The organism is Bradyrhizobium hipponense (assembly GCF_008123965.1).
In the GTDB taxonomy this organism is placed as follows: domain Bacteria; phylum Pseudomonadota; class Alphaproteobacteria; order Rhizobiales; family Xanthobacteraceae; genus Bradyrhizobium; species Bradyrhizobium hipponense.
Map to the genome: position 1 here is coordinate 1 of NZ_VSTH01000024.1, position 11,667 is coordinate 11,667.

General features: G+C 65.6%; 11 protein-coding genes. All 11 read right to left on the bottom strand.

Translation table 11 applies throughout. From position 1 onward, the window contains the following. Positions 1-181 precede the first annotated feature (181 nt). Positions 182-457 (bottom strand): DUF1488 family protein, encoded by a 276-nt coding sequence (locus FXV83_RS09205; RefSeq protein WP_148738872.1) that lies wholly within the window; start codon positions 455-457, stop codon positions 182-184. Positions 458-539: 82 nt separating this feature from the next. After that, a complete protein-coding gene (locus tag FXV83_RS09210) occupies positions 540-2,018 on the bottom strand; it encodes an AMP nucleosidase (protein WP_187435778.1) in 1,479 nt (492 codons plus the stop codon). Positions 2,019-2,228: 210 nt separating this feature from the next. Further along, positions 2,229-3,563: an HlyD family type I secretion periplasmic adaptor subunit gene (locus FXV83_RS09215; protein WP_148738873.1), complete on the bottom strand. Its 1,335-nt coding sequence runs from the start codon at positions 3,561-3,563 to the stop codon at positions 2,229-2,231. Further along, on the bottom strand, positions 3,560-5,308 hold the full coding sequence (locus FXV83_RS09220) for a type I secretion system permease/ATPase (RefSeq protein ID WP_148738874.1): 1,749 nt from the start codon (positions 5,306-5,308) through the stop codon (positions 3,560-3,562). The genes FXV83_RS09215 and FXV83_RS09220 overlap by 4 nt, the downstream gene beginning before the upstream one ends. 262 nt (positions 5,309-5,570) lie before the next feature. Then, on the bottom strand, positions 5,571-5,840 hold the full coding sequence (locus FXV83_RS09225; RefSeq protein WP_148738875.1) for a GlsB/YeaQ/YmgE family stress response membrane protein: 270 nt from the start codon (positions 5,838-5,840) through the stop codon (positions 5,571-5,573). A 71-nt stretch (positions 5,841-5,911) separates the two neighbouring features. Further along, positions 5,912-6,886 carry an ABC transporter ATP-binding protein gene (locus tag FXV83_RS09230; protein ID WP_148738876.1) on the bottom strand — a complete coding sequence of 325 codons (975 nt, stop codon included), beginning with the start codon at positions 6,884-6,886 and terminating at the stop codon, positions 5,912-5,914. Beyond that, positions 6,883-8,298: an amidase gene (locus FXV83_RS09235; protein WP_148738877.1), complete on the bottom strand. Its 1,416-nt coding sequence runs from the start codon at positions 8,296-8,298 to the stop codon at positions 6,883-6,885. Before FXV83_RS09235 ends, FXV83_RS09230 begins: the two co-directional genes overlap by 4 nt. Next, positions 8,295-8,492 carry a hypothetical protein gene (locus FXV83_RS09240; RefSeq protein ID WP_148738878.1) on the bottom strand — a complete coding sequence of 66 codons (198 nt, stop codon included), beginning with the start codon at positions 8,490-8,492 and terminating at the stop codon, positions 8,295-8,297. The genes FXV83_RS09235 and FXV83_RS09240 overlap by 4 nt, the downstream gene beginning before the upstream one ends. Next, positions 8,489-9,550 carry an ABC transporter ATP-binding protein gene (locus FXV83_RS09245; RefSeq protein ID WP_187435779.1) on the bottom strand — a complete coding sequence of 354 codons (1,062 nt, stop codon included), beginning with the start codon at positions 9,548-9,550 and terminating at the stop codon, positions 8,489-8,491. Before FXV83_RS09245 ends, FXV83_RS09240 begins: the two co-directional genes overlap by 4 nt. A 5-nt stretch (positions 9,551-9,555) precedes the next feature. Beyond that, the gene (locus FXV83_RS09250) at positions 9,556-10,458 is read right to left on the bottom strand and encodes an ABC transporter permease (protein ID WP_148738879.1); all 903 of its coding nucleotides are present in this window, start codon (positions 10,456-10,458) and stop codon (positions 9,556-9,558) included. A 162-nt stretch (positions 10,459-10,620) separates the two neighbouring features. Then, positions 10,621-11,574 carry an ABC transporter permease gene (locus FXV83_RS09255; RefSeq protein WP_148738880.1) on the bottom strand — a complete coding sequence of 318 codons (954 nt, stop codon included), beginning with the start codon at positions 11,572-11,574 and terminating at the stop codon, positions 10,621-10,623. Positions 11,575-11,667: the final 93 nt, after the last annotated feature.

The following is an 11,667-nucleotide window of genomic DNA, read 5'->3' on the forward strand; positions in this document are numbered from 1 at the left end:
ACCACCCGCCACCCATAGGACCTGAGGTGCTCCCCTTGCATCGCAAGGGGAGCCTCGAAGGGCGACGGCCCGGCTGCATCCTGGCCGTTCATCCTTCGAGGCTCCCCACGCGGCGCGTTGCGCCACGTGTCTCGCACCTCAGGATGACGGGAAAGAGTCTGTGTCCGCCGCGACGATCACGCTACCGCCCCAAATGCCTCATGAAAATCCGCACCACGTAGCCTTTGAACCGCGGCGCCTCGTCGTAGAGGTCTGAGGCGATCCGCTCGATGGTCTCGCGCAAGGACAGGAACTGCGCCTGCCGCGCGCTGCCTTCGGTGCCCTGCATGCCCGCGAGTTCGTCCATCGCGGCATCGCTGATCTGGCAATGCACGACGTCGCCACCGTCCAGCATGGTGAAGCGGAAGGCCAGCCGTTCGAGGTCATGGCCAATAATCCTGTCGCGCGTCAGCGGCATCCAAAGCAGTCCGGTCGGCCCCGCACCGACAATGCTGAAAATCTCCGCTCCTGTCAGCAGCAAAGCGACGGGAGCGTCACCTCTACTGAAACGCCACTTCGGCGAAACTGCGGAGCTTTCGCGAATGCAGCCGCTCCGACTCCTGCTGCTTGAGCCGCTCCAGCGCCTTGAGCCCGATCTCGAGATGCTGGCCGACGCGGCGGCGGTAGAACTCGCTGGCCATGCCGGCGAGCTTGATCTCGCCATGCAGCGGCTTGTCGGAGACACAGAGGAGCGTGCCGTAGGGAACGCGGAAGCGATAGCCGTTGGCGGCGATCGCGGCCGATTCCATGTCGAGCGCGACCGCGCGCGATTGCGACAGGCGGCGAATGACCTCGGGCCCGCTGATCTCCCAGTTGCGGTTGTCGACGCTGGCGACGGTGCCGGTGCGCATCAGACGCTTGAGCTCGAAGCCCTCCAGACCGGTGACGTCCTCGACCGCCTCCTCCAGCGCGACCTGCATCTCCGCCAGCGCCGGAATCGGCACCCAGAGCGGCAGCTCGCGATCTAGCACGTGGTCCTCGCGCACATAGCCATGCGCCAGCACGTAATCACCGAGGCGCTGCGTATTGCGCAAGCCGGCGCAGTGCCCGAGCATCAGCCAGGCATGCGGCCGCAGCACGGCGACGTGGTCGGTGACGTTCCGCGCGTTTGACGGGCCGGTGCCGATATTGATCAGGCTGATGCCGCGATAGCCGGGCGCGACCAGATGGAAGGCCGGCATCTGCGGCGCGCGCGCAGGCGCTACTCCGGTCGTCGCGCCGCCATTGCAGGTGATCAGGTTGCCGGGTGCGACGAAGGCTTCGAGACCGACCTCGCCCGACTGAAGCCGCTGCTGGCAGAGCTGCGCGAAAGCATCGACATAGAACTGGTAGTTGGTGAAAATCACGAAATTCTGGAAATGCTCGGGGTCGGTGCCGGTGTAGTGGTAGAGCCGGCGCAGCGAGTAATCGACACGGGCAGCGCGAAACAAGGACAGCGGTTCGGGCACGCCCGGCTGCAGTTCGAAGGTGCCGTCGGCAATCGCATCGTCCATGGTGGCGAGATCGGGTACGTCGAACGCGTCGCGCAGCGATCGCGTGACGAGCGAGTTCTCGCTGGTGGTGATGGCAGCTTCGATGTTGATGTCGCGGCGATAGGCGAAGTGGACGGGAATCGGCTCGCCGGATTCGCCGATCTCGACCGGCACGCCGTGATTCTGGATCAACAATCCGATCTGCTCGGTAAGATAGGCGCGGAACAGATCCGGCCGGGTGACGCTGGTCTCATGCACACCCGGGCCTGCGACGAAGCCATAGGATAAGCGCGAATCCAGCCGCGCATGCGTCGCCGTCGTCATGCGGACGAACGGATAATAGGCCCGCGCGCGCGCAGCGATCGCCTCGCCATTGACATAGGCCTCGAACAGGTCGCGCAGAAACTTTGTGTTGCGCTCGTAGATCTCTTCGAGGCGGGCGACGGCCGCGGCCGCATCGGTGAAGGCTTCGGTGGCGATGGGCGGTAGGGTCTGGATGGACTGCATTGTTCGACGCCGGGTTGCTGGGGCTGGCTGCCTGCGTCGGACTATACCAGAGAACGAGGAAGCGTAGGGTGGGCAAAGCGAAGCGTGCCCACCATCGTGATTGTCGCGCAAAGATGGTGGGCACGGCGCTCGCGCCTTTGCCCACCCTACAAGATCTGGATTGCTTCGCTGCGCTCGCAATGACGGGTGGAGACGACGCGCTATCGCGCGTCACTTCTCGCGGAATGCCCGCATGAACTGGTCGTGCAGCGGCTTCATCAAATAGGACAGCATGGTGCGGTCGCCGGTCTGGACGAAGGCTTCCACCGGCATGCCGGGGATCATCCTGACGTCGCCGAGGCGGGCAACCTCTTCCGCCGGCATCGAGACGCGGATGGTGTAGTAGCTCTGGCCCGTGCGCTGGTCGGTGGTGACGTCGGGCGAGACACGGCTGACGACGCCGCTGAGCTCGGGCGTGGTGCGCTGGTTGAAAGCGGAGAGGCGCAGCAGCGTCTTCTGGCCGATCTGGAGCTTGTCGATATCGACCGGATTGACCTTGGCCTCGACCTGGAGGTCGTCGGTCTGCGGCACAATCAGCATGAGGGCGTCGCCGGCGGTAACGACGCCGCCGACGGTATGCACGGTCGACTGCAGCACCATGCCGTCCTGCGGCGCGCGGATGTCGACGCGGCGGAGCTGATCTTCGGCGGCGACCTTGCGCTCGATCAATTCGCCGATCTTGTCGTTGGTCTCGCGCAGGTCCTTGGAGACCTCGCTGACCATGTCCTTGTCGACCTGGATGATCTGGAGCTCGGTCTCGGTGATCTTGCCCTTGGCCTGCGCCCGCGAGGCGATGTACTGCGCGCGCTCGCCGTTGAGGCGGGCGCTATCGCGCTCGAGCGTGGTCAGGCGCGATATCTGCACGAGGTGCTTCTCATAGAGATCGCGCACGCCGATAAGCTCCTGCTGCACCAGCGAGATTTCCTTGTCCTTGGCCCGCTCCTGCGCGGAGAGACCCTCGATCTCCTCGTTGAGCTGCTGGATGCGCTCGCGAAGCTGCGCCTTCTGGCCCGCGCGGCCGTTGACGCGGACGTCGAACAGCTTGGTTTCGGCGGAGAGCAGCGTCTTGACGTCGGGATCGTTGCTGCGGTCAAGCAGCGATTGCGGGAAATCGATCTTGTCGATCCCGCGCTGCTCGGCCTGGAGTCGCGCCGCGCGCACCTGCGCCGCGTCGAGATTCTTGGTGACGATGGCCAAGTTGGCCTTGGTGACGGTGTCGTCGAGCCGCACCACGATGTCGCCGGCCTTGACCACATCGCCGTCGCGGGCGCGCAATTCGCCGACCACGCCGCCGGTCGGATGCTGCACCTTCTTGACGTTGGATTCGACCACGATCTGACCCGGCGCGATCAGTGCGCCGGAGATCAGCACGGTGGAGGACCAGCCGCCGAGACCGACGGCCAGGACGAGCACGATCGCGAGGCCGAGGATGAGGTGAAACCGGATCGACTCTCGGACGCTCCTTTTGGCGGCGGGCTTGCCGCCGCCAATCGCCATCGTGCTCATGACTTGGCCACTCCGCCTTCGCTGACGATCTTGATCGGCGCCGGCGGCGTCACGCGCGGCTGGAGCACCTGGGCGAGGATCTGCTCCTTTGGCCCGAAGGCCTGCATGCGGCCATCGCGCAGCACCAGGATCTGGTCGACCGCCTCGACGCCGATCGGCCGGTGCGCCACCACGACGACGATGGCGCCGCGCTCACGTGAAGAGCGGATGGCGCGGGTCAGCGCCTCATCGCCTTCGGTGTCCAGGTTGGAGTTGGGCTCGTCGAGCACGATCAGGAACGGACTGCCGTAGAGCGCGCGCGCCAGCGCCACGCGCTGCGCCTGGCCCGCGGAGAGTGAGGTGCCCTGCTCGCCGACCTGCGTATTGTAGCCCTCGCGCATCTTGATGATCATCTCGTGCACGCCGGCCTCCTTGGCCGCGGCGATGATGCCATCGGAGCTGGCTTCGGGATCGAAGCGGCTGATGTTCTGCGCGATGGTGCCGCCGAACAATTCGACGTCCTGCGGCAGGTAGCCGATATGGCGGCCGAGCATGTCGGACGACCATTGGTCGAGCGCCGCACCGTCGAGCCTCACCTTGCCACGCACCGGCTGCCAGACGCCGACGAGTGCGCGGATCAGCGACGACTTGCCGGAGCCGCTCGGCCCGATCACGCCGAGGCCGTTGCCGGCATCAAGCGCAAAGGTGACGTCCTGGACGATGAGACGCTGATCGCCGGGCGGCACCATGGCGACGCCTTCGACCGACAGGCGGCTGGTGGGCGCCTGCAACTGGGTCGGCACCCCCTGCGCCGGCATCTGCTCCAGAAGACGGCTGAGGCGCTGCCAGCTCTGGCGCGCCGCGACGAAGGATTTCCAATGCGCGATCGCCAGATCAACCGGCGCCAGCGCACGCGCCGAGAGGATCGATCCCGCGATGATGATGCCGGCAGTCGCCTCCTGGTGGATGACGAGATAGGCGCCGACTGCGAGCACGGCCGATTGCAGCATCATGCGCAGCACTTTGGCGACGGCGCCAAGACCGCCGGCGACGTCGCTGGCGCGCTGATTGCCGGCGAGATATTTTTCGTTGGCCTCGCTCCAGCGCTGGTTCAGCCGGCCGGCCATTCCCATCGACACCAATACTTCCGCGTTGCGGCGGCTGGATTGGGCAATGTCGTTGCGCTGCGCAGCGAGCCCCATGGCCTCGCGCGCCGGCTGGCGGGACATGAATTCGGTGACCAGGGTCAGTCCGACCAGGATGATGGCGCCGACCAGCGCAGTGACGCCGATCATGACGTGAAAGGCGAAGCAGATGGCGAGATAGAGCGGCAGCCACGGCAGATCGAAGAACGCGCTCGGTCCCATGCCGCCGAGGAAGGAGCGGACATTGTCGAGGTCGCGCAGCGGCTGAAGACCTTCATTGCGGCTGCCGACCAGCAGCGGCAGGCGCACGATGGTGTCGAATACGCGCCTGTTCAGGGCTTCGTCGAGCGTGGTTCCGACCCGTCCCAGGATGCGGTTGCGGATCATGTCGAGCACGCCCTGCGCCATGTAAAGGCCGCCGGCCAAAACGATCAGGCCGACCAGCGTCGGGATGCTGCGGCTCGGCAGCACGCGGTCATAGACCTCCAGCATGAAGATCGACCCGGTGAGGTAAAGCAGGTTGATCATGCAGCTCATCAAGCCGACGCCGACGAACGCCGCGCGACAGGCGCGCAGCGCGTCACCGAGCTCTGAACGGCGGAGGCCGGGAACGGCTGCCATCAGTCTGGTCTCTTTCGGGTGGGGGCCAAAGCCCCTGATTTCAAAGGCGAATTCAGAGATAATCGACCCGGATTAATATCGCGTTTGCGCTCGCCGCCCAACGCAGTCGAATAATCCGGAACCCCTATGGCCCACATCTACCCCGACCTGCCTCGCACGCAAATCCGGATTCTCACAGTCTTGCGGCTTTTTCTTGCAGACACGGCACCTCTCCCCGGGCGAGGAGAGGTCGAAAATTGGATCAGCTGACCCCGGGGTGCCGCTAGAACCGGCCGCCGCCGCGCACCAGCCGCACCACCAGCAGCAGGATGACCGCGCCGATGGCGGAATAGACGATCTCGGAAATCAGCCCAGTGCCGATGTGAATGCCGAGTTTCGGAAACAAAAAGCTCGCGACCAGCGCGCCTGCGATGCCGACCACGATGTCGCCGATGATCCCGAACCCGGTTCCGCGCACCACCTTGCCAGCCAGCCAGCCGGCCACCAGGCCGACAAACAGGATGACAAGCAGGCCTTCGTTGGAAATGTACATAAGTGAGGTCCCTCTCCGTGAACCGCCATGGAACCGGAACCGGGATGAATGGGGTCTGAATGCCTCGCCGATTACGAGGCGACCACCGCCTCCGCGTTCACGCACCGCGCCGCCCGTCCCGGCCCGACCACCACGTTCGGCGGCAGTTGCTCGAGGCAGCGCGGCTGGGCCACCGGGCAGCGCGGGGCGAAGGAGCAGTTGTGCGGCTTCTCGGCCAGTGACGGTGGTGTGCCCGGGATGGTTTCGAGCCGCTGCCCGCGCTTGGCGCCGTGGATGGTGGAGGCGAGCAGGCCCTTGGCGTAGGGATGCACCGGCGAACGGACGATATCGCGCAAGCTGCCCTGCTCCACGATCTGCCCGGCATACATCACCGCGACACGGTCGCAGATCTCGATGGCGACGCCGATGTCGTGGGTGACGAAGATGACGGACATGCCGAACTCGCGCTGCAATTCGCGCAAGAGCAGGAGGATTTGAATCTGCACGGTGGCGTCGAGCGCGGTGGTCGGTTCGTCCGCGAGCAGGATCTTTGGCCGGCAGGCAAGCGCCAGCGCGATCATCGCGCGCTGGCGCATGCCGCCAGACATTTCGTGCGGATAGGCATCGAGTCTTCGCTTTGCGGACGGAATGCGCACGACCTCGAGCATCTCCAGCGCCCGCGCGCGTGCTTCCGCAAAACTCTTGCCTTCGTGGCGGACCACGCTTTCGGCGATCTGCGCGCCGATGGTATAGACCGGATCGAGCGCGAGTGCGGGCTCCTGAAAGATCATCGACACCGTCTGGCCGCGGAACGCCGAGAGCTCCTCGTCATTCATAGCGAGCACATCGCGGCTCAGCACATTGACGCGGCCCGAGATCTGCGTGCGCTTCTTCGGCAATAGCCGCATCAGCGCGCGCAGCGTCACGCTCTTGCCCGAACCGGATTCGCCGAGCAGGCCCAGAACCTCGCCATCGCCGAGCGAGAGGCTGAGATCGTTGACGGCATAGACCGTGCGCTCGCCGGTGAAGCGAATGTCGAGGCCTGAGATATCGACGAGCTTTGTCATGACGGCAGTTTCGGTATCCGGTCGTGATAATCGGTCGCGCGCTGGAACGCGGCGCCGATGGTGAGCAAGGTCGCTTCATCAAAGGAGCGGCCGATCAGCTGCATGCCGATCGGCAGGCCGCTCTTGGTGAAACCGGACGGCACAGTGAGCGACGGCAGGCCGAGATAGTTGACGGGACGGGTGAACAGCGTCAGCCGCTGCAACAGCGCCGGCGCGTTCGGTCCGCCGCCGACATCGCTTTCCTCGATCGTCGGCGCCGGCACCGGAGAAGCCGGAGCGATCACCGCATCGACGCCGGCCGTGGCCGCATTGTGCGCGGCAAGCGCCGGCCCGCGCCAGCGCATGGCCTCCAGGTAGGTGATGGCGGGAACGGCAAGGCCGTTCTGAAGCCGCATCAGGACCTGCGGGCTATAATCCTGCGGGCGTTCGATCATCCAGCGCTTGTGGAAGGCGGCGGCTTCGGCCGCGAGCACGAGCTGGCTCGCCGACGACAATTGCCGCTGGTCTGGCAATTCGACAGTGACGATGTCGGCGCCTTCGCGCTTGAGCACGGCGATGGTCTCGTCCAGCACGCGCGCGCCCTCTGCATCGAGATCGTCGACATAGAACGAGGCGGGCACCCCTAACTTCAGGCCCTTCAGCGATCCCTTGGTCGCGGCGACATAGTCCGACAGCGGCTCGTGGCTCGCGGTCGAATCCAGGGGATCAGGACCGGCCATCAGCGCCAGCAGCAGCGCGCAATCCTCGGCGGTGCGGGCGAGCGGACCGACAGTGTCGAGCGATTGCGACAGCGGCATCGCGCCGGCGCGGCTGACACGGCCCCACGTGGTCTTCAATCCCGTGACGCCGCAGAAATGCGCGGGCATGCGGATCGAGCCACCGGTATCCGAGCCGAGCGCCGCATAGGTCAGTCGCGCCGCAACCGACGAGCCGGAGCCCGACGACGAGCCGCCGGTGATGTGCGCGACGTTCCAGGGATTGCGCACCGGACCGTAATGGGCGTTGTGGCCGGTCGGCCCATAGGCGAATTCGGCCAGATGCAACGTGCCGAGCCGGATCTGACCGGCATCCTTCAAGCGCTGCAAGGCTGTGGAGGTCGTCGTCGCCACGAAATCGCGGCGGATCAACGAGCCGCAGGTCGCGATTTTTCCGGCGTCGTAATACATGTCCTTGTGCGCGAGCGGCACGCCGTGCAGCGGACCGCGCACCTCGCCTTTGGCGAGCTCGGCGTCGGCGGCATCGGCCGCCTTCAGCGCGGCCTCCGATTCGATCGACATGAAGGCGTTGAGATGCGGCTGCCACTGCGCGATACGTTGCAGCAACGCGCTCGTCACCTCATGCGAGGACACCTGCTTCATCGCGATCGCACGTGCGACCTCGGTTAGCGTCATCAAGGCGGGTTCGGTGCTCATTTCGACACCTTCTCGGTCTGCGCGAGCACGTAAGAAGCCGGCTCGAGATCGAACGGCAGCGTGCCGGCGATGGCCGCAAAGCCCTCGAAAGCGGGCCCGATGGAATTGGAGATGCGCGTCGCGATCTCGTCGTCGACGGGAACACCGGCGACCTGCGCCGTCGCCTTGATCTCTTTTGTCGTCGGTCTCGTCATGCGGTTTCCCCTCTCGGCGCGCGGCTGTGGCCCGAACCCGGGATCGCCATGTAGCACGCGGCCTCGTGGCCCATTGTATCGAGCGCGGTGAGTTTTGGCGTGGCATTTGCGCAGAGCGGCTCCGCAAACGGGCAACGGGTGTGGAAGCGGCAACCCGGCGGCGGATCGATCGGATTGGGCGGATCGCCCGTGATCGGCGGCGTCTCGGTGCGCCGATCCGGATCGGAGGACGGCATCGCGGCCAGCAGCGCACGCGTGTAGGGATGCGCCGGCTGGTCCCAGACCTGGTCGACCGGGCCGAGCTCGACGACCTCGCCGAGATACATCACCAGCACGCGGTCCGAGATGTAGCGCACGACGTTGAGGTCGTGGCTGATGAAGAGATAGGTCAGGCCGAACTCGCGCTTGAGATCGGCGAGCAGATTGAGCACCTGCGCCTCGACCGATTTGTCGAGCGCGGAGACCGCTTCGTCGAGGATCACCAGCCGCGGCGACAGCGCCAGCGCCCGCGCGATGTTGACGCGCTGGCGCTGCCCGCCGGAAATCTCGTGCGGGTAGCGGTTGGCGAAGTTTGCAGGCACCAAGCCCACCTTGCCGAGCAGCTCGCGCGCCAGGGCGCGCGCGGCACCATCGGCCATGCCGTGGACCTTCGGGCCGAAGGCGATCGATTCCTCGATCGTGAGGCGCGGATTGAGCGAGGCGTAGGAATCCTGAAACACCATCTGCATGCCGCGGCGCAATTCGCGCAGCGACAGCGACTGGCCGACGCTCATGCCGTCATAGATGATGTCGCCGGTGTCGCGCGGCATCAGGTGCATCAGGAGGCGCGCGGTGGTCGACTTGCCGCAGCCGGACTCGCCGACGATGCCGACGGTCTCGCCCTTGGCAACGGAGAACGAGACGTCGTCGACGGCACGCACCGTGCGCTTCGCGGAGAACAGCCCGCCGCGGACCGGAAAATGCTTGGTCAGTCCATTGACCTGAAGCAGCGGCTGCGCGACGCCGCCACGGTCCTCGACCGGCTCCAGCATGACGACGGATGTATTGGTCTCGCTCATGGCTCTTAGTTCCTGATGTCCATGGCGCTGCGCAGGCCGTCCGAGAGCAGGTTGAAGCAGATCGAGACCGCGAAGATCATCGCGCCCGGCAATGCCGCAACCCAGGGATTGACGTAGATCGCGGTGCGCAGCGTGTTCAGCATCAGGCCCCATTCCGGCTCCGGCGGCTTGGTGCCGAGGCCAAGGAAAGAAAGGCCTGCGGCCAAAATCATCGACACCGAGATCAGGCTGGTCGCGTAGACGAAGATCGAACCGAGCACATTGCCGAGGATATGCACACGCATGATGGTGAAGGGCGAGGCACCGGAAGCGCGCGCGGCCTCGACGAAATCCATGTTGCGAACCCCGGTGGTGACGCTTTCGGCGACGCGGGTGATCTGCGGCACGAACACGACGGTCAACGACACGATGGAGTTGAGAATGCCCGCCCCCAGTGCGCCGGAGATCGCGATCGCCAGCAGCACCGACGGAAAGGCGTAGAACACGTCGATGGTGCGCATGATCGCGGTGTTGAGCTTGCCGCCGATATAGCCCGCGACGAGGCCGAGCGAGGTGCCGATGCAGAACGCGAGGATGACCGGCAAGATGCCGATGAGGAGCGACAGCCGCCCGCCATAGATCAGCCGCGCCAGCATGTCGCGGCCGAGCTCGTCGGTGCCGAGCGGATAGCCGATCGTGCCGATGTGGCGGAGGCGGCGGATCATCGAGCCCTTGTAGGGATCTTCCAGTCCGAGCCAGGGCGCGAGGATCGCGGACACGAAAATCAAGAGCAGCACGAACGCGCAGGCCATGCTGACCTTGTCGCGGGCGATGCGGCGGCCGACGGTCGCCCAATAGCCGCGCGCCTTGGTCGCGGGCGCAGCCTGGAGCGCGGCATCGCTGATGGCTTGAAGTGGCAGCTCGGTCATTGCCGCAATTTCCAGCGTCGTCCCGGCGAAGGCCGGGACCCATAACCACGAAAGGTAGTTTGGCGAGGATTCGTGATTGCCGTCACGTCCCACAACCGCTCACCGGGGTTATGGGTCCCGGCCTTCGCCGGGACGACACTGAATGTGTGGCACCTCATCCTGCTAATCCCGCTTGATGCGCGGGTCGATCGCGGCTTGCGCGATGTCGACCAGTAGATTGAGAAAAACGAAGAACAGCGCCAGCACCAGGATCGTGCCCTGCAGCAGCGGCAGGTCGCGCTGGAAGATCGCCGAATTGAGCAGGAAGCCCGAGCCAGGCCAGGAGAACACGGTCTCGATCAGGATCGAGCCGCCGAGCATGTACCCCAATTGAAGCCCCATTACCGCGAGCGCAGTCGGCGCCGCGTTCTTGATGACGTGGCGAAACACCCCTCGCTCGTGCAGGCCCTTTGCACGCAAGGCCTCGACGAAGTCCTGGCTGAGAATGTCGCCGGTGAGCGCGCGCACCGTGCGCGTGACGATGCCCATCGGGATCACCGACGTCGTGATCGCCGGCAGCGCGAGATAGCGCAGATGCGCCCAATCCCAGGCCCAGGCGCCGGAGCCGCCGGGACCGGCGCCGACCGCGGGCAGCCAGTTCAGCTCGACCGAGAAGATGATGACGAGCACCATGCCGAGCCAGTAATGCGGCACCGAGACGCCGGCGATGGCAAACGAGGTCGCGAGCTTGTCGATCCAGGTCTCGCGGAAATAGCCGGCGATCAGGCCGAGCAGGATGCCCATCGTGAAGCCGATGATGGCGGCAGCGATGGCGAGTGTGACGGTGTTGCTGACCGCGCGCATGACTTCGGCGAGCACGGGGCGTCCGGTCGCGATGGAATTGCCGAGATCGCCATGAAGTGCACGAAGCAGCCAAAGCCCGAACTGCACCGGCAGCGGCCGGTCAAAACCGTAGGCGGCGCGCAGCTGCGCGGCGAGCTCCTGCGACGCATCGGCCGGCAGCACGGCAACCAGCGGATCGCCCGGCGTGATGTGCACGAGCAGAAAGCACACCAGCGCGACGCTGATGACGATCGGAATGACGTAGACGATGCGTCTGGCGATATAGGCGAGCACTGACTTACCTGACGTGATTTCGCACGATGAGGTGCGCAGATTGCAGTAAGGGACGCGCGATGCGAGGGTTCCCTCCCCCCTTGCGGGGGAGGG

What these genes read in the sequence shown, in the direction of transcription:
- FXV83_RS09240 (WP_148738878.1), bottom strand. Translation starts at nt 8,492, where the DNA reads ATGACGAGACCGACGACAAAAGAGATCAAGGCGACGGCGCAGGTCGCC.
- FXV83_RS09235 (WP_148738877.1), bottom strand. Translation starts at nt 8,298, where the DNA reads ATGAGCACCGAACCCGCCTTGATGACGCTAACCGAGGTCGCACGTGCG.
- FXV83_RS09205 (WP_148738872.1), bottom strand. Translation starts at nt 457, where the DNA reads ATGCCGCTGACGCGCGACAGGATTATTGGCCATGACCTCGAACGGCTG.
- FXV83_RS09250 (WP_148738879.1), bottom strand. Translation starts at nt 10,458, where the DNA reads ATGACCGAGCTGCCACTTCAAGCCATCAGCGATGCCGCGCTCCAGGCT.
- FXV83_RS09220 (WP_148738874.1), bottom strand. Translation starts at nt 5,308, where the DNA reads ATGGCAGCCGTTCCCGGCCTCCGCCGTTCAGAGCTCGGTGACGCGCTG.
- FXV83_RS09225 (WP_148738875.1), bottom strand. Translation starts at nt 5,840, where the DNA reads ATGTACATTTCCAACGAAGGCCTGCTTGTCATCCTGTTTGTCGGCCTG.
- FXV83_RS09245 (WP_187435779.1), bottom strand. Translation starts at nt 9,550, where the DNA reads ATGAGCGAGACCAATACATCCGTCGTCATGCTGGAGCCGGTCGAGGAC.
- FXV83_RS09215 (WP_148738873.1), bottom strand. Translation starts at nt 3,563, where the DNA reads ATGAGCACGATGGCGATTGGCGGCGGCAAGCCCGCCGCCAAAAGGAGC.
- FXV83_RS09210 (WP_187435778.1), bottom strand. Translation starts at nt 2,018, where the DNA reads ATGCAGTCCATCCAGACCCTACCGCCCATCGCCACCGAAGCCTTCACC.
- FXV83_RS09230 (WP_148738876.1), bottom strand. Translation starts at nt 6,886, where the DNA reads ATGACAAAGCTCGTCGATATCTCAGGCCTCGACATTCGCTTCACCGGC.